This window comes from Vallitalea maricola, assembly GCF_036985595.1.
In the GTDB taxonomy this organism is placed as follows: domain Bacteria; phylum Bacillota; class Clostridia; order Lachnospirales; family Vallitaleaceae; genus Vallitalea; species Vallitalea maricola.
Map to the genome: position 1 here is coordinate 1 of NZ_BTPU01000031.1, position 20,951 is coordinate 20,951.

Genomic DNA, 20,951 nt, shown 5'->3' on the forward strand with positions numbered 1-20,951 from the left:
CAAGAGTGAAGTAATAAATATTGAATCAATTCTTGTGAACCCAAGCTACGGATTGGAAGAAATCAAGAGCGAAGTAATAAATATTGAATCAACTCTTGTGAACCCAAGCTACGGATTAGAGGAAATCAAGAGTGAGATAATAAATATTGAATCAAAACTATTTAGCGAAACATTTGGTTTAGCTGAAATAAAGGTTGAGGTATTTAATATTGAGAATATTGTAAGTGAAATGCGAGTCTCAATAGCAAGTCCTACTTTTGGTCTAGTAGAGATAAAATCAGAAATTAGAAATATTGAATCATTGCTTATTGAAGTATTAACAAGATTACCATAATAAAGTATTATTAAAAGCGGCATATCCAAAAGTTATGCAAAGATATTTCATCAAAATATATACGGTATGTCGCTTTACTTTTTAATGTAGAATATTGAATGCAGGCTGACTCTGTGAACCACATATTTAGGATAGTAATTAAATTCAGACTCCAATCACAGTATCAACCTCTAAGCATATAAAATCGTGCCCTTTGAGATACAAAGGTTTTTAATGATAGTGTAAATATTCTACACTATCATAATTATAGATAGGGTACATATATTATAATAAATAAACTATTATAAAAGGACTGATTATATGGCAACTCCATTTGGATGTATACAAGAAGGGATTCAAATAGCTGGTGCACCAACAGATATGTATTATATTGATTTAGTATCAGGCTCAGAAACATTAATAGGTGCGTTAACTCCAAGTGCAACATATAATGCCATTGGTTTTAGTGTAGTAGATAATTATATTTATGGATATGATCAAACTAATAATCGAGTTGTAAGGATATCATCAGATGCAACTGTTGATCTTTTACCAGCTGTTCCCAATCTTCCCATTGCGAATTATTTTGTTGGAGATGTGGACTTAAACGGATATCTATATCTTTATTTTCCTAACGCAAATCGATTTTACGTTGTTGATGTTAACCCAGCGCGCTCCACTTATTTACAGCTTGTAGATCCTGCAAACAATTTTCAACTCCAAACCAGTAACTTTGGTGTAGCAATTGCCCCAAGACTTATATACGACTGGTCATTTAACCCTACTGATGGTCAATTGTATGCTGTAATAACAAATGATGGTGTTGTTCGTATTAACCCAATTACTGGTGCTAGTACGGTCTTAATAACAGCAGGATTACCAGCTTCTGAATATGGTGCTTTATTTTATGATGTTCAAGGAAATCTTTATGCCATAGATAATTTTACTGGTCTTGTTTACAAAATTACAACAACCGCAACTACAGCAACCGCAACACTATTTAGTACAGCTACTCCATCTAGTAATAATGATGGTGCACGTTGTCCATTGGCACAATTGGATTTAATGAGTGTTGTTAAATCAGTGGATATTACAAGCGCAGTTTTAGGCGATACATTAACTTATACCATCGTTATAACAAATAATTCAACAACTACAAGCACAACCAATGTAGTTTTTACTGACCCAATACCAAATGGAACAACCTATGTACCTGGAAGTGCCACCGTAAATGGTTTCCCAGCAGTAGGAACCCCCGCTACTGGTATTACAATTGGTGCGCTTGCACCGGGTGCCAGTGCAACAGTTCAATTTCAAGTGGATATCAGCGATACTACTTTGCCTTATCCTAATCCAATTCCTAATACAGCAACTGTAACCTATAACGAAGGCTTACCGATTGACAGTAATACAGTATATACACGGGTTATATTTCCAGAAAGAGGCATAAGCTTTATTTAATCTTAATTTAAAGAGTTACTTAAGCAAATATATGTTTGAGGAGCCTCTTATTTATTAGAATAATTCTAAATTAATTTATTATGAAAGGATTGATTATATGGCAGTACCATTTGGGTGTACTCAATTTGCTTATCAAGTAGCATTTTTACCAGCTGATTTATATCAGATAGATCTAGTCACAGGTAGTCCGACTTTAATAGGTACAATAACCCCAAACTCAAGTTATAACGCAATAGGTTTTAATGTTCTTGATAATTATATTTATGGATATGATATTACCAACAACACTATTATAAGACTATCAGCAGATGCGACTGCTGATAATTTGGGAACTGTTCCAAATCTTCCTGCTCAAGCTTACAATGTTGGAGACGTAGATTTAAATGGATATTTATATCTTTTTAGACAAAATACAAATCGATTTTATGTAATAGATCTCGACCCAAACCGTTCAACTTATTTACAACTTGTTGACCCAGCAAATAATTTCCAATTGCAGACCAGCAACTTTGGTGTAGCAATTACGACTCAGAATATAGCTGACTGGGCATTTAATCCTGTTGATGGTCAATTATATGCAGTAACTGCAGCAGGGCAAGTTATCAGAATAAACCCTATTACTGGAGCAGTAACTTCATTAATAACTGCAGGTCTTCCGGCAGCAAATTATGGTGCGGTTTTCTTTGATATACAGGGCAATTTTTACGCAATAAATAATACAAATGGCAATATATATAAAATCACGACAACAGCAACAACAGCAACAGCAACACTATTTTCTACAACAGTAATATCTACAAGTAATGATGGTGCAAGATGTGCTCTTGCACAGCTTGATTTAATGAGTGTAGTAAAATCAGTTGATTTAACAGAAGCGGTACTTGGCAATATATTGACCTATACAATTGTGGTAACTAATAATTCAACAACAACAAGCACAACCAATGTAGTTCTTACTGATCCAATACCAAATGGAACAACTTATGTACCTGGAAGTGCCACCGTAAATGGTTTCCCAGCAGTAGGAACCCCCGCTACTGGTATTACAATTGGTGCGCTTGCACCGGGTGCCAGTACAACAGTTCAATTTCAAGTGGATATCAGCGATACTACTTTGCCTTATCCTAATCCAATTCCTAATACAGCAACTGTAACCTATAACGAAGGACTACCGATTCAAAGCAATACGGTATATACACGGGTTATATTTCCCGAAAGAGGCATAAGCTTTATTTAATCTTAATTTAAAGAGTTCCTTAAGCAAATATATGTTTGAGGAGCCTCTTATTTATTAGAATAATTCTAAATTAATTTGTTATGAAAGGATTGATTATATGGCAGTACCATTTGGGTGTACCCAGCAAGGTATTCAAATAGCCTTCGACCCAACTAATTTTTATACTATTGACTTAGTAACAGGTTCGCAAACATTAGTAGGTCCAATAACTCCCAGCGGAACTTACAATGCAATAGGTTATAATGTATTAGATGATTATATATATGGATATAATATTTCAACAAATCGAATTATCAGGCTTTCTTCTGATGCAACTACCGAAACACTGGCAGTTGTTCCAAATCTTCCTATTATAGATTTCAATACTGGTGATGTTAATTTAAATGGATATTTATATCTTTTTCTACAAAATACAAATCGCTTTTATGTGGTAGATCTCGACCCAGGCCGTTCAACTTATTTACAACTTGTTGACCCAGCAAATAATTTCCAATTGCAGACCAGTAACTTTGGTGTAGCAATTACGACTCAGAATATAGCTGACTGGGCATTTAATCCTGTTGATGGTCAATTATATGCAGTAACTGCAGTAGGGCAAGTTATCAGAATAAACCCTATTACTGGAGCAGTAACTCCATTAATAACTGCAGGTCCGTTGACACCAGCAAATTATGGTGCGAATTTCTTTGACTCACAGGGGAATTTTTATGTAATTAACAACACAACGGGGGAAGTATTTAGAATTACAACTACTGCAACAACAGCAACAGCAATACTATTCAGTAATGCTTCAGCATCAGAATCCAATGATGGTACCAGATGTCCGCTTGCCCAGCTTGATTTAATGAGTGTTGTAAAATCAGTGGATTTAACAGAAGCGGTACTTGGTAATAGAATAACATATACTATTGTAATAACCAATAACTCAACAATAATTTCGACTACAAATGTTGTATTTACTGATCCAATACCAAATGGAACAACTTATGTACCCGGAAGTGCTACTGTAAACGGTTTACCAGCAGTTGGAACACCCGCTACCGGCATTACAATCGGTACGCTTGCACCGGGTGCCAGTGCAACAGTTCAATTCCAAGTGGACATCAGCAATACCACTTTGCCTTATCCAAATCCGATTCCTGATACAGCAACTGTAACCTATAATGAAGGCTTACCGATTGACAGTAATACAGTATATACACGAGTTATTTTTCCTGAAAGAGGAATAAGATTTATTTAATTTTAATTTAAAAAGTTCTTTAAGCCAATATATGTTTGAGGAACCTCTTATTTATAAAATAATTCTTAATTAATTTATTATGAAAGGATTGATTATATGGCAGTACCATTCACATGTTCTCAATTTGCTTATCAAGTAGCATCTATACCAGGTGATTTATATCAGATAGATTTAGTTACAGGTAGTTCAACTTTAATAGGTACAGTAACCCCAAACTCCACTTATAACGCAATAGGTTTTAATGTTCTTGATAATTATATTTATGGATATGATATTACCAACAACACTATTATAAGACTATCAGCAGATGCGACTGCTGATAATTTGGGAGCTGTTCCAAATCTTCCTGCTCAAGTTTACAATGTTGGAGACGTGGACTTAAATGGGTATCTATATCTTTATAGAGCTAACACAAACAGATTTTACGTTGTTGATGTTAACCCAGCGCGCTCCACTTATTTACAGCTTGTAGATCCTGCAAACAATTTTCAGCTCCAAACCAGTAACTTTGGTGTAGCAATTGCCCCAAGAAGTATATTCGACTGGGCATTTAACCCTACTGATGGTCAATTGTATGGTGCAATAACAAATGATGGTGTTGTTCGTATTAACCCAATTACTGGTGCTAGTACTGTCTTAACAACAGCAGGATTACCACTTGGTCAATACGGTGCAGTATTTTATGATGTTCAAGGAAATCTTTATGCCATAAATAATGGTACTGGTGCTGTTTATAAAATTACAACAACCGCAACTACAGCAACAGCAACACTATTTAGTACAGCTACTCCATCTACTAGTAATGATGGTGCACGTTGTGCGTTGGCACAATTGGATTTAATGAGTGTTGTTAAATCAGTGGATATTACAAGCACAGTTTTAGGTGATACATTAACTTATACCATCGTTATAACAAATAATTCAACAACTACAAGCACAACCAATGTAGTTTTTACTGACCCAATACCAAATGGAACAACCTATGTACCCGGAAGTGCTACCGTAAACGGTTTACCAGCAGTTGGAACACCTGATACCGGCATTACAATCGGTACGCTTGCACCGGGTGCCAGTGCAACAGTTCAATTCCAAGTGGATATTAGCAGTACTCAGCTCCCATATCCGAATCCAATTCCAGATACAGCAACTGTAACCTATAACGAAGGGCTACCTATTCAAAGTAATACGGTATATACAGAGGTTACATTTCCTGAAAGAGGCATAAGATTTATTTAGATACCTAATCAAAAAAATGAATTAATTGCTTGCTATTATAAATTAGGGAATATAGATAAAGCCATATATTACAATGATAAAGCATCACAATACCATCCTAATGACCATGCAATATTACACAACAGAATTTTCTAAAGTACTTGTTAAAAGGATAAATGCTAGGGAATAAATCATAGTGCTAGGGGATGATACTATAAATGCAATAAAAGACTGGACTATTATGTTGTATGCAAACGGTAATAATGAATTAGAACCAGAAACATGGCAAATATATATGGATATTCAAAAGAATATTATTGATCTCAAAAATAGTAATGTTGTTTTACAAATGGCTCGAGAACCAATTGATAACTTGAAAATTTTAAGACCTAATATGTTGGGTTACAATGATAATCAAAGTTGGAAATATACTAGAAGATATATATATATAAATAATTATTTTGAACTGATTGAGAAATTAGGCAATTTAAATATGGCAGATAGTAAAAATTTATATGATTTTATTCTGTGGGCTAGTTATAATTATCCTGCAAAAAGATATTTACTAGCCATTGGCGGGCATGTTTATCAATTTGTAGGGCTTATGGTTGATTATAGTCAGAAAAAACCATATATAGCTGGGTTTACTCAAATTGCTTCAGCTATTGAAAAAGCTTGTCAACAAAATAATATATATATAGATATTTTATTATTGGATACATGTTACTCAAGTACTATTGAGGTAGTATATGAATTTGGAAAGAATCCAAAAGGATATATAAAGTATTTGCTCACATATATAGAAAAAGGTCCGATCACAGGAATTATTTACAGTAACTTAATTGGTATTATAGAATCATGCAAATATTTATCTACGGAGCAAACACTGAATAAATTAATAAATAAAATGTGCGAATATCAGGATATTAGTTTAATAGCATACAGATTAGACAGTAAAGTACTAGAAATCCAAAAAAGGTTGTTCAGTAATTTAGCATATACTTATTTACTCTGTGAAAAAAATCTTGAAAAACCGTTTACTCCATATGAGCTAATATCAAATTTTAATGCTAAATACCCTTGGGCAGTTTTCTTAGGTTATTTAGCGAAAATAATTGAAATTTTAATATTATATTATAAAGATAACAGAAGAACAAATGATGAATTACTTCTCATACATGTATTGTATAAGAAAATCCCTGATGATTATAGAAAAAACTTATATAAAAAACTCAGTTTCTGTAGACAAAATTATTGGTGTAATCTAATATGCAGTTTCCCTGTTAATGAGAGTTTAAGTTATGAAGATAACTGTTTAAACCCTATAGAAATAACAAAAAGTATATTATTAACAGTAATATCTACTACGAATGCAAAACTAAGTGATATTGAAAATAGAAGTATTGTTGAAAAAATAATAAAAGTTAAAGGCTGGAGTATACAATAAATTTTCTTTTCTAGGTAAATGTTTAATAATAAAATATGACAACAGATAGAAACCCAGTAATATAAAGGGGTTTCTATCTGCTGTTCTATTTTTTATTGACAAAAAATAGTTAGTAAAGTATATTATAACTATACTTATAATTACAAGTAATTACAAGCTAAAATAACTAATAAAATATGGGGTGACTGCATATGAAAATGTTAGCATTTGATTTTGGAGCAAGTAGTGGTAGAGGTATAATAGGAGAACTTAAGGATAATATGATTATTCTAAAAGAAGTACATCGATTTGAAAATGAGCCTGTAAAACTTAGAAATCATTTACAATGGGACTTTCTAAGATTAGTTTATGAAATCAAGAAATGTCTTATTAAATGTAAAAATGATGGTGAAGAGATAAAAAGTATTGGAATCGATACATGGGGTGTTGATTATGGTCTAATTGACGGAGATGGTGAACTTATAACAAGTCCTTTCCATTATAGGGATTCAAGAACAGATAATATGACTAACAAGTGTTTTGAATTTATTTCAAAAGAAGAACTAATACGTCTTAGCGGTATTGATTGTAATCAGTATAATACCATCTATCAGCTGTTAGCAGAAACTGAGACTGCCTCAAGCCGCTTGGAAGATGCTCAGACTATGCTGCTTATGCCTGATTTATTTAACTATATATTAACAGGAGTCCAAAAAGCTGAATATACAATAGCTACAACTACACAGTTATACGACTACCATATAAATGATTGGAATTATGATTTAATTGATAGAGTTGGGTTACCTTCTAGAATATTCCCAGAGATAATTCAACCAGGTAATGAAATAGGAAATATAACAGATGATATCAAGGAAGAACTTGATATAGATGATTGTAAAGTGATAAGTGTAGGAAGCCATGATACATCCTCTGCTATCGCCGCTATACCAGCCATAGAAGAAGACTTTATTTTTATCGCTACAGGAACATGGGTTATGGTAGGTGTTGAAAATGAAGGTATTTTAGTTAATGAAACCACACAAAATCATGGTCTAAGCAATGAAGGCGGAGTTGGTGGTAAAGTTAATCTTCTAAAGAATATCATGGGACTTTGGCTGATTCAAGAATCAAAAAGACAGTGGAACAAAGATGGAATTGATATAGGATTCGGTGAAATGGTTGAAGAAGGACTAAAAGCAAAAACTACATCTATAATCAACCCGGACCATAAACTCTTTTACGCTCCTTCTGATATGCCTAATAAGATCAAAAGATCCTGTGATGAATCAGGGCAGCCTGTACCAGAAACAATCGGTGAGATTGTCAGAATTATTGAAGAGAGTTTGGCATTAACAATAAAATATACCATAGAAGGAATTGAAAAAACTACTAACAAAAGATATAATACTATACATATGTTTGGTGGTGGAATCCAAGATAAGTTATTATGCCAATTAGTAGCCAATGCAACTGGAAAAGAAGTAGTTACTGGACCAAAAGAAGCTACATCAATGGGTAACATATTACTTCAGGCAATTGGATTGGGAGAGATTGAGAATATAAAACAAGGTCGTGAGATTGTACGTAATTCAATCGAAATCACAAGATATGTACCTGAGGACAATACTGACTTGGATGATAAGTACAATAAATATCTAGAAATAATAAAATAAGGTGAAAATATGGATATACAACCTAAGTACAAAACTCTAAAAAATTATATAAAGCAGCGTATCACTAGTGGAGTTTATAAGCCTAAGGAAGCTATTCCAAGCGAAAATGAGTTTTGTAAATTATTTAATACAAGTAGAGTAACTGTAAGAAAAGCCATTGACGAATTGGTTATAGAAAATTATATTTATAGAGTCCAAGGTGTAGGCACATTCGTTCAAGAGAATTCATTACGTGGTAAACAAGAAGAAAGCAATAGGGTTGACCTTATTTTCCATGATAATAATTTGTTATTTTCGGAATTTAATTCTAGTATTATATTAGGTGCAGAGAAGATTTTGGAACAAGGTGGGTTAACTCTAGCTACTTATTACTCAATGAATGATACTAAGACCCAATACGATAAAATCAATAATTCAATAAAAGATGGGGCAAAAGGAATAATCTTATGTGGTTGTCTTGAAGATGAAGAAACTACAAGATTAAAAGAATTTACTGATTCGCCTATACCCATTATATGTATTGATAGATACTTTGAATCACTTCCATTTGATGCAGTCATTGGAGAAGATTTTAATGCTGGTTATGAAGCTGGAGATATTTTCATAAAAAATGGGTATAGGAATATAGGCTATTATTACCCATACTCTATTGAATCATCTGTAACTAGGGGAAGAGTTAATGGACTTCTTCAAGCAATGAAAGATAATAATATTGAAGTCAATAAAAATCTTATAGTTAGGAGTACTGAAACTAAAAAGGAAAATGTATATGACTATAATGTAATAAGCAAAAATATCAGAGAATATTTGATGGAAAATCAAGAGCTACAGGCAGTTTTAGCCTTTAATGATATTACATCATTACTATTTTATAAGGAAGCAGCAAGGTTAGGTCTGAAGATTCCACAAGATATTGCATTAATTAGTTTTGGTGATTTTTATATTGATTCAATATTTGAAGTAGGACTCACGTCATTTAATCAACATGCTGATAAAATAGGGCAAGAAGCAGCCAAAATTCTTATTAATAGATTAATAAATAAAGATAAGGTGAGTAGAAAAGTAATAAAGGTTAATTACGAATTGATACGAAGAAAATCGTGCAGCTGGTAGATAATCAACCAGCTTTATTTTTTTTTGAACAACTAATAATATTATCTATTTCATCAATAGTATCCAAGACTGTCTGTAATTCATTATCTGTAAAAGAATTTTTGAAATGATCAATAAAGACATCGTAGTCATTTTTAAAGCTTCCCAGTTTTTTCTTAGTATTGTCTAATTCATGTTTTAGATGTTCTAATTGAATAAGAGCATCTTTTTCAATTTCAAATGCACGTATTTCAGCTTCTTCAATAATTTGTTTAGAAGTAATATGAGATTCAACTAAAGCTTGTGAAATATACTGCTCTTTTAATTTATAATCGTCAATAGCATGTTCTAACTCCATAATGAAGTCGTCAACTTCCTGTGGTGAATATCCTTTTTTAATAATAGAGAATGAATTCGACATTATTGTAACCCCCATAAAGATTTGTATTTTTCTTATAATAACCTTAAACTGATATAATTTTAGCATTAATTTGCAAATAAGGCAATAGAATAAGCATTACAGTTTCAGATTTTTTTCTTAGAATCCTTTTTTAGTTTTATTTCTTCTCCAATGAAAATGATAAAAGGTACAACTATATTTACTACAATTGCGTATGGTAAGTAGACTTCTGAAGTTATATAATTATAATCAAAGTAATCAGAATAGGTTAAGTAGCTTAATACACCTACTAGTAAGGTAATAGGTATTACAAAGGTTTTATAATTCTTTAGATTAAATAGATGTTGAAAACTAATTAGTGCAGAGAATAATGACCCTACAACTTTTACAAAAGCCACATATATATATTCTAGTAGCAGAATCATCTCTATTCTCTGAAAAAATATACCAATACTTATTCTTCGAATAGGAAGATAAGGTGGGAAAACCGACTCTACATAATTATCCTTTCCAATAACTAATATTGTGAATATAACCACTATAAAAAGTAGAAAAGCACCAAAAACAGGACCTATAGAAAATATTTTATAGTAAGATTTCTTACTCTTGAAGTTATTAAAGTATAATAGAAATATAAAATTTTGTGTAAGAGGAAATGCAAGAGCATATATAACTCCTTTGTAAACTGGTTCTATCCCATCATACATTATTGGAACTATATTATTCTTATTAAGTAGAGGTATTAAGGTAAAGGGGATAAATATAAAGTAAAAGAATAATATATATAAGAAAATTTCACTCCATTTTCCATATACTGATATACCAGATTTTAACATTTGCATAGCAATAACAATAATTACAGTTATAATAATGATTTGGGGTGTAGCATTAAGCCCAACATCACTCATGAATTGATCAAATATCCTTATTAGTAAAGCACTTAGATATATTCCATTCCACAAAAAAATAATACTAAATATTTTACTTATGATTTTACCAAAAGTTATATCTGTAATCTGCAATATGTTTTTTCCTGGATAGTTTGAAAGCATTCTTGCATACATTAATTGAATAGGTATAGATACTAAGGATGCTATTAGTATTGCTAACCATGCATTTTCAGCAGCTGGGTTGGCACCACCAGTCATCATACCTGTTCCTAATGTAAACATAGCCATTATACTAATTGCTTGTCTTTCGGTTATTTTATCGTTATTCATAAGCTACCTTTCTAATCACCATATTTTAATTATACTTGCAAAATTTCTATCAATGATGTTGAACATACCTAACAGATATAGGATTATAACTAAAGAAAATATAGATAAGTAAATCATTATGTCTTTTGATTTTCCTTGTTGTCTATATAAAAAATAAAGTTCTACACTTCCAATTAACATGTAAAATAATAACATAGATAGTAACATTATTTCCAACTCCTACAAATATATATAAGTTGAATTAAATAATTGCTATAGAGCCAGCAATTATTTAGTGCTATTTAACTTATAAAATTAAGGTAAATATATTGAACTTATTGAATAGCTATTTGATTATTTTTTTATATAATGCACTTCCTGATATTTTTACAACCGAGTTAACCTTAATGTTAATATCTTGAAAAATATTAGACCAATCATCTTCGATTTGTTTCCATAAGGAAGGATTATCTGTTTTTATTAACTGACCAAACCCGAATATATCACTTTTTAACTTATTTTGAGCTTTGCTAACTAAATCTTTTATATTAGTCTCTATGATGTTCTCTGTTGATTCAATTAATTTTTTTCTACCTTCTTCATTGAATACATTAACATTATTATTCATAATTTCTGCTAAGACAGCAGTTGTTTGGGTTGATATTTCAATGGTAATGTTATCATCATAGTATTTGGGAGCAAGCTTAGTTTTAGTTTTGTTTATTTCTAATGAAACTTTAGAAATTTCTTCATCATCATTATATTTTACTGGCAGTATACCACCATTTTGTTTGTTAAGAATAATAGATAAAGTCTTACTTTCATTACCATCAATCTTTCCTACCATTTGATTTCCCTGAAATACAGCATTGCCTTCAGTATATGCACTATCACCAAATAAAGTTTTTTTTATTGAAATCAATGGAATAACTCCATTCTTACCTTTTGAGTTAGAAATATCAATGAATTCGTATAATTTAATAGGATATAATTTACCTATATATCTTACATTTTCTATAGTATCGTTAACATAAGTGGCAAGTTCTTGGTGATCTAGCCCTATTTCTAGAATTTCTTTAGATGTATATGGTTCAGGCGCAATAAATATCCACATATCTTCTCTAGTTTCATCATCTCTCATAAAAAAATCTAATACTTCATTAATATCTTCTTTTGCAATATCTTCACTAATTACAATAAAGGAAAGATGTCCGAAATAAACTCTTTTACCGTCTTGTAAAATTAAATTTCTTATAGCGTCAAAAATGGTTGTTCCTTTAGAACTGATGAATGTCTGACTAAGATTATTTCCTTTATTTTCTTCATTTGCTGTTAATAATACCTTTCCGGTAAATTCGTATATATCATGTTTTTTGTCTATACCAAGTCCAAATATTACTGATAGGTCATTTATCTCTCTATAATTCCAGCATGAAGTACATAAGATAGTATTTGTCATGATGATTATTACTAAAATACAGCTCTTAATTCTTTTCATTTGACTTTAGCCTCTTTTTTTCTAGTCTTTTTATTCTATAGTTAATTAAGTTCTTGGAGCCGTTATTTATATTCCACCAAGGTATTCTGATTGCTGTATCTTGAACATTCAACTTATTCAAGTCAGTGAAGAATGTCATATAGTCTACACCAAAACTTTTTAGATTCATTAAATGAATAGTTATACTCATAACACCAAAAATATACCCATATAGACCAAAAAAGGAACAGAATATAAGTAAATAGAATTTAATGAATATAACAGATTCCAAGATAAATGGTAAAGCTAAACTTGTAATACCTGTCAGTGCAGTAATAATTACAATAGGTGCACTAATAAGTCTGGCACTAACAGCTGCCTCACCAAGAACCAAAGCACCAACAATACTAATCGTTTGTCCGATATTTTGAGGAAGTCTGGAGCCTGCCTCTCTGAGGATTTCAAAGGTTATAAGCATTAATATCAACTCAACAATAGAAGGAAAAGGGACACCTTCCCGGCTGCTTACAATACTAACCATAATTTCTTGAGGTATCATTTCGTGATGATAAGTTATTAATGCAATATATAATGCTGGAATGCTAGTAGATAATATGAAACAGAATATTCTTAATACACGGTTGAAAGAGGCAATGAAATAATGACTATAGTAATCCTCATTAACCTCGAATTGCTCTATGAAGAGATAGGGAACAGTTAAAACACTAGGTGACCCATCAGTGAATATGGCTATTTTACCCTCTAATAGTTTTGCTGCTATTACATCAGGTCTTTCTGAATTACCGATAGTATTAAAAAAACTTATGGACCTATCTTGAATATACTCACATATATATTCTGATTCTAAAATTATGTCTACATCTATATCATTAAGGCGTTTTTTTACTTCTTTTAATATTTTCTGAGAAACAGTATCTTCCATATAAGAAATACATATTCTTGTTTTCGTAACGTTACCTAGAACCATTATTTCAAACTTAAGATTAGGATTTTTTATTTTTTTTCTCACTAAGGATGTATTGGTTACTAATGATTCATTAAAACCTTCTTTCGGTCCTTTTGTAACTCTTTCTGCATCAGGTTCTTCAATAGCTCTTTTTTCAAAGCCTTTACTATTTATAAGTATAGCTTTATCACAAGTATCTACTAATAATAGAGAGTATCCAAAACTAATATTAGAGATAATATCATTTATATTAGAAACTGTTGTTAAATCTATAGATGTTAGTACTTTTTTTGATACAAATTCTAATAGCTTATCACTAACAATATTTTTTGGATACCTTGATATTAATAATTGTCTAACTACGTTTATTGTTAATTCTTCGTTATCAATCATGCCACTTATAGAAATTAGACAATATTTTACAGAAGAATATTTTGCTTCAAATTCTCTATATTGAACAAATGCATCGTTCTTATATATATTTTTCAATTTGGCTATATTTTCATTAATATTATTGGATAGCATGTAAATCAAACCTACTCTTCTAAAATAATGGTATAAATTCAGTAAAAATAGTAATATTATTATTTAACCTTGATATTATCATTACCAATGATTGTACTTATATACGAAAAAATAATTAGCTGATTGAAATATTAATAGATAGGGACATATAAAAACGTTATTTTGATTAATTATAACTTTCGCTTGACAATAATTATCAACAAGTATATCCTATATATAAGCAAAATTAATAGTCAAGGAGGACGGCAATATGAAACTTTGGAGATGTATTATTTGTGGGGAAATATTTGAAGGAGATGAACCTCCTGAGATTTGTCCAGTATGTGGTGCTCCATCGGAAGAATTTGAATTATATACTGAAGAGGAACCAGTATTTACGTCTAATACAAATGAAAAGATTGTTGTAATTGGCAATAATGCAGCAGGTATCTCAGCAGTAGAAGCAATGAGAAAAAGAAATACTAATGCTGAGATTATAGTTATTGATAAAGATCCTAATTATGCTTATTATCGACCTAGTCTGTCAGATTATATAAGTGATAACCATGACGAAGAATATTTTTATTTGCATAAAAAAGAATGGTATAATGAAAATAACATAAATTTGAAACTTGGTACTGCGGCCATTAAGATTGATTCCAGTAACAACCAGATCATACTAGATAATGAAGAAATTGTAAGCTACGAAAAATTGATAATAGCAAATGGCAGCCATAATTTTGTTCCACAACTTCCAGGTATCAATAAAAAAGGTGTCTTTTCTATTAAGACACTATCTGACGCTGATAAAGTAAAAGCTTATGCAAAGGATTGTAATAAAGCAGCTATTATTGGAGGTGGATTATTAGGTCTTGAAGCAGCTTGGGAATTAAAGAAATTGGGACTTGATGTAACTGTTATAGAGGTGGCTGATAGATTATTACCAAAACAATTAGATGAAGAAAGTTCTAAAATACTTGAAAATGGTATTAAAAAAACGGGAATCAACATCCACAAAAGTGCAACGGCTGATGCTATTCTTGGCGAAGAGGAAGTAACAGGTATTCAACTTAATAATGAAATGACAATAGAAGCAGATATGGTTATTGTTTCTATAGGAGTCAGAGCTAATACAAAATTAGCCCAAGAAGCGGGTATAAACATTAATAAAGGTATTATTGTTGATGAATATATGAGAACCAATATTGAGAATATCTATGGAGCAGGAGATGTAACTGAGTTTGATGGTATTAACTATTATATATGGCAGCAAGCCATAGAACAAGGTGAAGTTGCAGGTGCTAATGCTGTTGGAGATACTCTTACTTATAAAAATATTATACCTAACAATGTATTCAATGCAATGAATATGAACATATTTTCAACTGGAGATTTAGGAAGTAAAAAAGACTTATCATATAATAGTGTCAATCAACAAGATATTGATAAAGAAATCTATAAAAAGCTATACTTTACAGGGAAGAAGTTTACTGGTGGTATCCTTATGGGAGATATAACAAAATCATCTGACATGATAAAAGGTGTTGAAGAAAAATCTAGTCTGAACCAAATGGTAAAAGAGATAATACTATAAAAAGGTTAAAATAATATTGATATATGCAATAAGTGAAGTTGTATTATTATGCAACTTCACTTATTTTTTTCACTTTTATTATTCTATCTATGATAAAATATAGATTATAGTTAACATTTAAATGAAAGAGTTATTAAGGAGATGTTAATCAATGTTTGATAGTTTATTATGGTTAAAGGAATCAAAAATAAGAAACATAGATAAGGAAGTAATCAAGGATCTTAATTTACATATAATCTATAAAAAACTAATTGAAATGAGCAAGGAAAATGAATCTATAATATACAAACTATGTATGGATGAAGCTACTATAAAATACAGACAAGATATAATGGCTGATTTTATGGAAAAGCCAGATTTTATATTGGATTTTGAAAACGACCTAAAAGGTTTCTGGGAGTTGAAATCCAAGAATGGGAAGTTTCGTAATAACTTGACTAACTTATATTTCCTAATTGACTTAGTAATAACAGTAGAAGCTTCTATAAATTGTGTTGAATCCCTTAATCAAACATTATCATATTATAAACCATCATCAGCAGGATTGAATAGGCTAAAAGAAAATATTGATGAAGTAATAAACAAAGATAGATTCAAACAGATGAAGAAAGACTTAAAAGAGATTAGATACATATTTACCAAGATTAAAGGAGTAGAGGTATCTATTAATATGTCACCTGTTATGAGACCTTATGAAGCACAGGTAACAAAGGTAAGTGAATACAAATATAGATATCCCAAGGCTTTCAGGAAAGTATCTACAGCAATAGAAGTAAATGAGAAATTTCTTGGTACTTATCTTAAGAATTATGCACCTGTTTTTTCTATTAATAAGATTAACTGGGATTTATTAGATGAAATTGAGTATGGATTAAAAGAACACAAAGCCATATTGAAGTCTTTCATGGAAAAGTACACTAAGATTGATACGGAACCATTTATTTCGTTACTTAGAGAAATTACATTCTATAAATCAAGTTGTGACCTATTGAAGCTTATGAAAACTAATGAATTACCCATTTGTAAACCAAAGCTTATACCATCAGGCGAAAGAAAATTAAATGTGACAGATTGTTATAATATATCTCTAGCTTATGAAATGTTATCTAATAAAAAAGATGATGACTTACCAGAAATCATACGTAATGATTTTGAAATGGGACAAGAAGGTAGAGTTATTATATTAACTGGAGCAAATAGAGGGGGTAAAACAACATTTACTCAAGCCATAGGCCAGATTCAAATATTTGCTCAATTAGGATTATTGATTCCTGCCAGTAAGGCTGAGCTAAGTTTGGTTGACGGAGTCTACACTCATTTCCCACTCTTGGAAAAAGAAACTATCAATCTTGGCAAATTCGGTAAAGAATGCGAAGATTTCAGTAGATTGTTTAGACAAGCTACTAATAGAAGTCTACTATTGCTAAATGAATCTTTTTCAGGAACAAGTCATCTGGAAAGTTTGAAGATAGCAGAAGAAGTTATACGAGCAGTAAAATTCAAGAAAATACGTATGATATATAATACTCATCTACACGAATTAGGTTTGATGGTTCATAGAATCAATGAAGAATTAGAAAATGATACCCTTATTAGAAGTTATGTTGCAGGATTTAGTAATAGTAAAAACACCTATAAGATATATGAGGGGCAGCCATTAGGTATGAGCCATGCCAGGGAGATAGCAGAAAAATATAAAGTTACCTATACTCAGTTAGTAGAGAGATTGGGGGAAAAATCTTGAACATGAATGATAGTTATGAACTTAGTCTATTATGGTTGACAGATTCTGATTCTTATTTTGAATTGGATGATAGAACTATAGAAGATATCAATATATCATTAATCCTGGATGATCTAGCAAACAACCTAGAAGGTGACTTGGTTTCTTTATTAAAAAAGGTACCAGCATCAACTGATACTATAGAATATCGTCAAGATATACTTAACGATTTTATTAATAATCCCCTTCTATTAGATACATTAAACAATACATTACAGAAATGTGTTGAGATAAAGAATATGATAAAATTCGCTTTTGAAAGTGAAGCTACCCTTTACAATTTGCTGAAAAGAATTGATGAAGTAGCTAATGTGATGTCTTTGACGGAAAATATCTATCATATGTTAAAGAATTCTAGTCTTGATTCTAAGGGATTAACTTCATTCAGAGATTTTTTAGAATCCACCATAGATAGTGACGTCTATCATAACTTCAAAGAAGACATATATCGTATAAAAGAGATGGATGAAGGTGTTCACAGCCTAAAAGTAGGTATAAATTTTGACTATAATCTAAAACCTATTGAAGCTATTGTTTTATCACTAGAAGATAAGCCATTCAAATACAGTAGAAAATTAAAAAAGGTCTCTAAGATTGTAATCTATGGTTTTTCTGAATTAAAATCTATACCGAGAAAAATTTTTGCACCAGAAAGTCTGATGCTTCCGGATTCATTAAATAACTTAGAGAAGATTATCGCACCTGCAATGAAACAATTAATAGCTTTCTGTGATCAATTCAACAGTAGTCTATTAGGTGTTTATGAACCTTTGAAACAAGAAATAATTTTTTATCAAATTGCTTATAGAATATATAATAAGATGAATGATGGAGGTTTTCCAATATGTAAGCCGAGAGTTATTAATGAAGGCTCAACTAAGATTGAAGGACTTTATAATATTAATCTGGCTTATGATATGATGGATTCACAGAAAAACAATGAACTGGTTTTAAACGATTTCAATATAGAACCTATAGGGAATATATTTATACTTACAGGTGCTAATAGAGGAGGAAAAACCACTTTTACACAGTCAATTGGTCAGAGTTATTGGTTTACACAGCTTGGATTCTATATTCCAGCTGAGAATGCAACAATAAAATTGATTGATGGATTATTTCTACATTTCCCAAATGAAGAAATACAAACAGTGACTTATGGAAGGTTAGGCGAAGAGTGTCAAAGATTTTCGACTATCTATTCTCATATGTCATCCAACAGCCTTCTGCTGATGAATGAATCTTTTGATGGAACAAGTCATCTGGAGAGTTTAATCATAGCCACAGATGTATTAAAAGCTCTTCAGTTATTAGGTGCAACAGTTATATTCAATACACATTTACATGAATTAGGAGAAAAAGTTGATTACATGAATATGGTTGAACATGTAGAGGTACCAAGGGTAGTTAACTTGGTAACTGGTTCAAAAGATGATGTTCAATCCTTTAAGGTTAGAGAAGGTAAACCCCTAGGTCAAAGTTATGCAAAGGAAATAGCTATAAAATATGGTGTAAGCTATGAACAGTTAATAGAATAATCTTAAATATTAATAAAATAATTGATAATAATTATCATTTGTTATTTTAATATTTACATATGGACATTTTTATGGTAAAATTATAGATGTTCTAAAAGGGAGTAACTGTGACGATAGTCATGAATAAAGTCAACATAATGGAGAAATCCTGGTTTTATTCGCTTTAAATAGAATTTAAAGAAGTGAGACTTTTAGATTGGTATAACTGTACCAATCTAAAATTTTCACTTCTTTTTTTATTGTTACTTATTGTTCATTATCTACTAATATTGAGTATCTCATGAAATTATATTCAATATAATCAATGAAAATATCTACCTTTTGGAAATTCTTATAGAGATTATTGGAGGATCAGAAATGTTTTCAGAATTTATTAAAGCTTTTGGTTTAATTTTTATTGCAGAAATGGGTGACAAAACTCAAATATTAGCAATGGCATTTGCAACTCGTTACAAAGTTAAGGCAGTTCTAGGTGGGATTTTTCTAGGAGCACTACTTAATCATGGATTAGCTGTTATATTGGGAAGTTATCTATGTCGCTTTATTCCTGTTAATACTCTTGGGATGATTGCTGGTTTTGCATTTATAGGTTTTTCCATATGGACATTAAAGATTGAAGAAGAAGATAGTGAAGAAAATAATAAAACTATGTCTCTAGGACCGGTTTTTACTGTAGCTACAGCATTTTTTATTGGAGAATTAGGTGATAAAACGCAACTTACTGCAATAACATTATCAACAGATGCTTCTTATCCATTAATAATACTTCTTGGTACTGTATCAGGTATGATTGTTACTGGAGGATTAGGTATATTCATTGGCAGGAAGTTAGGAAACAAAATCCCAGAATTCATTATTAAATTGATTGCTGCTTCTATTTTTATGATTTTTGGTATAGCCAAATTATTTTCAACAGTACCTAAGAGTTATTTGCAACCAGTATATGTAATATTATTTCTTATGATAGTCACTACAATATTTATTATAAGACTCAGAGCTTTATTGAAAGCTCGTGAAGAAGAAAAGGCATCAAAATACCTAAAGACTTCTCAAATGTTATATGATTATTACGCTCAATTAGATAATAAAATTGAAGAGATATGTTTAGGTAAAAAATACTGTGGCAAATGTGATAGAGATAAATGTATAGTAGGTTACACAAAATCCTTGATGGAACAGGTTAAGATTAATACTAATGATTATGATACAATCATAGAATTTGATGAAAATTTCATTAGTGTAATCAATGATTCAAAAAGAGATAGGGTAATAGAAGCGTTAATTACTGTTATTACTATTCTTAATAATGATAATATCAATGAAAAAGATAAAGAGAATGTAAATAAAATCAGAAGAAACTTTGAAAGGATTTTATTTAAAAGAAGTATTAATGAATTTGAAAATTGGACAAGATATGTTGAGAGCGTTAAGGAGTTGGATAAAAAGATCGGTGAAAGACTAAGTAGCGATTTATGTATAAATAGAGAATAATACATAAGGGGCATCGTATAATACATTTTTGGCTGATTATGTATTACGACAGCCCCTTAATATTTTCTATGCTTTTTTAAGTGTTGATTAAGATTCTTGATAATTAGAAATAGTATTGTTTACGCTAGTTAATGCGTTATTAACTGCATTAAGAGTATCTTGAATTCTCTTTTTGTTTTCAGGCTTTTCTACTGTGCTTATTGCTTGATTTAAACCATTTTTAGCACTTTCTAATTGTGATTGTACATCATGTACATGTTGAATAGCATTTTTACCTTGTGGATTTTGATTATTCATTTGGTTATTCATATATTTTTCCTCCTAATTGTATTAGTTATAAT

Annotated in this window: 18 protein-coding genes; 12 read left to right on the plus strand and 6 right to left on the minus strand. The window is 30.8% G+C overall.

The window, feature by feature from the left end:
- The 8 genes from AACQ14_RS10340 to AACQ14_RS10375 form a co-directional block, all read left to right on the plus strand.
- Positions 1-334 (plus strand): hypothetical protein (locus AACQ14_RS10340; RefSeq protein ID WP_339363508.1); only part of this gene is annotated, 334 nt, incomplete at its 5' end.
- Positions 335-634: 300 nt separating this feature from the next.
- Positions 635-1,774, plus strand: coding sequence for a DUF6923 family protein (locus tag AACQ14_RS10345; protein WP_339363509.1), 1,140 nt, complete (start codon positions 635-637; stop codon positions 1,772-1,774).
- A 97-nt stretch (positions 1,775-1,871) separates the two neighbouring features.
- On the plus strand, positions 1,872-3,011 hold the full coding sequence (locus AACQ14_RS10350) for a DUF6923 family protein (protein WP_339363510.1): 1,140 nt from the start codon (positions 1,872-1,874) through the stop codon (positions 3,009-3,011).
- A 97-nt stretch (positions 3,012-3,108) separates the two neighbouring features.
- On the plus strand, positions 3,109-4,251 hold the full coding sequence (locus AACQ14_RS10355) for a DUF11 domain-containing protein (protein WP_339363511.1): 1,143 nt from the start codon (positions 3,109-3,111) through the stop codon (positions 4,249-4,251).
- 96 nt (positions 4,252-4,347) lie between these two features.
- Positions 4,348-5,487: a DUF6923 family protein gene (locus AACQ14_RS10360; protein ID WP_339363512.1), complete on the plus strand. Its 1,140-nt coding sequence runs from the start codon at positions 4,348-4,350 to the stop codon at positions 5,485-5,487.
- Between the two features lie 175 nt (positions 5,488-5,662).
- Positions 5,663-6,913: a clostripain-related cysteine peptidase gene (locus tag AACQ14_RS10365; protein ID WP_339363513.1), complete on the plus strand. Its 1,251-nt coding sequence runs from the start codon at positions 5,663-5,665 to the stop codon at positions 6,911-6,913.
- Between the two features lie 191 nt (positions 6,914-7,104).
- Positions 7,105-8,565: a rhamnulokinase gene (locus AACQ14_RS10370; protein WP_339363514.1), complete on the plus strand. Its 1,461-nt coding sequence runs from the start codon at positions 7,105-7,107 to the stop codon at positions 8,563-8,565.
- Between the two features lie 9 nt (positions 8,566-8,574).
- Positions 8,575-9,678: a GntR family transcriptional regulator gene (locus AACQ14_RS10375; RefSeq protein WP_339363515.1), complete on the plus strand. Its 1,104-nt coding sequence runs from the start codon at positions 8,575-8,577 to the stop codon at positions 9,676-9,678.
- Between the two features lie 4 nt (positions 9,679-9,682).
- On the opposite strand, the gene AACQ14_RS10380 is transcribed toward AACQ14_RS10375, so the two are convergent.
- From AACQ14_RS10380 to AACQ14_RS10400, 5 genes are all read right to left on the minus strand, one after another.
- Positions 9,683-10,078 (minus strand): hypothetical protein, encoded by a 396-nt coding sequence (locus AACQ14_RS10380; RefSeq protein ID WP_339363516.1) that lies wholly within the window; start codon positions 10,076-10,078, stop codon positions 9,683-9,685.
- Between the two features lie 104 nt (positions 10,079-10,182).
- Entirely contained in the window at positions 10,183-11,277 is a 1,095-nt protein-coding gene (locus tag AACQ14_RS10385) for a GerAB/ArcD/ProY family transporter (protein WP_339363517.1), read from the minus strand.
- Between the two features lie 15 nt (positions 11,278-11,292).
- The gene (locus AACQ14_RS10390; protein WP_339363518.1) at positions 11,293-11,484 is read right to left on the minus strand and encodes a hypothetical protein; all 192 of its coding nucleotides are present in this window, start codon (positions 11,482-11,484) and stop codon (positions 11,293-11,295) included.
- Positions 11,485-11,602: 118 nt separating this feature from the next.
- Positions 11,603-12,754 (minus strand): Ger(x)C family spore germination protein, encoded by a 1,152-nt coding sequence (locus tag AACQ14_RS10395; protein ID WP_339363519.1) that lies wholly within the window; start codon positions 12,752-12,754, stop codon positions 11,603-11,605.
- A complete protein-coding gene (locus AACQ14_RS10400) occupies positions 12,741-14,225 on the minus strand; it encodes a spore germination protein (protein ID WP_339363622.1) in 1,485 nt (494 codons plus the stop codon). Before AACQ14_RS10400 ends, AACQ14_RS10395 begins: the two co-directional genes overlap by 14 nt.
- Positions 14,226-14,475: 250 nt before the next feature.
- Between AACQ14_RS10400 and AACQ14_RS10405 the strand changes: the two genes are divergently transcribed.
- The 4 genes from AACQ14_RS10405 to AACQ14_RS10420 all read left to right on the plus strand — a co-directional run bounded on the left by AACQ14_RS10405 (position 14,476) and on the right by AACQ14_RS10420 (position 20,610).
- The gene (locus tag AACQ14_RS10405; protein ID WP_339363520.1) at positions 14,476-15,798 is read left to right on the plus strand and encodes an FAD-dependent oxidoreductase; all 1,323 of its coding nucleotides are present in this window, start codon (positions 14,476-14,478) and stop codon (positions 15,796-15,798) included.
- 151 nt (positions 15,799-15,949) lie between these two features.
- Complete coding sequence (locus AACQ14_RS10410; protein ID WP_339363521.1) at positions 15,950-17,542, plus strand: MutS-related protein; 1,593 nt, start codon at positions 15,950-15,952, stop codon at positions 17,540-17,542.
- Positions 17,543-17,544: 2 nt separating this feature from the next.
- Positions 17,545-19,119, plus strand: a complete 1,575-nt coding sequence (locus tag AACQ14_RS10415) for a MutS-related protein (RefSeq protein WP_339363623.1) — start codon at positions 17,545-17,547, stop codon at positions 19,117-19,119.
- A 357-nt stretch (positions 19,120-19,476) separates the two neighbouring features.
- Complete coding sequence (locus AACQ14_RS10420) at positions 19,477-20,610, plus strand: TMEM165/GDT1 family protein (RefSeq protein WP_339363522.1); 1,134 nt, start codon at positions 19,477-19,479, stop codon at positions 20,608-20,610.
- Positions 20,611-20,697: 87 nt separating this feature from the next.
- Here AACQ14_RS10420 and AACQ14_RS10425 read toward each other — a convergent pair whose 3' ends face one another.
- Complete coding sequence (locus AACQ14_RS10425) at positions 20,698-20,919, minus strand: hypothetical protein (protein WP_339363523.1); 222 nt, start codon at positions 20,917-20,919, stop codon at positions 20,698-20,700.
- Positions 20,920-20,951: the final 32 nt, after the last annotated feature.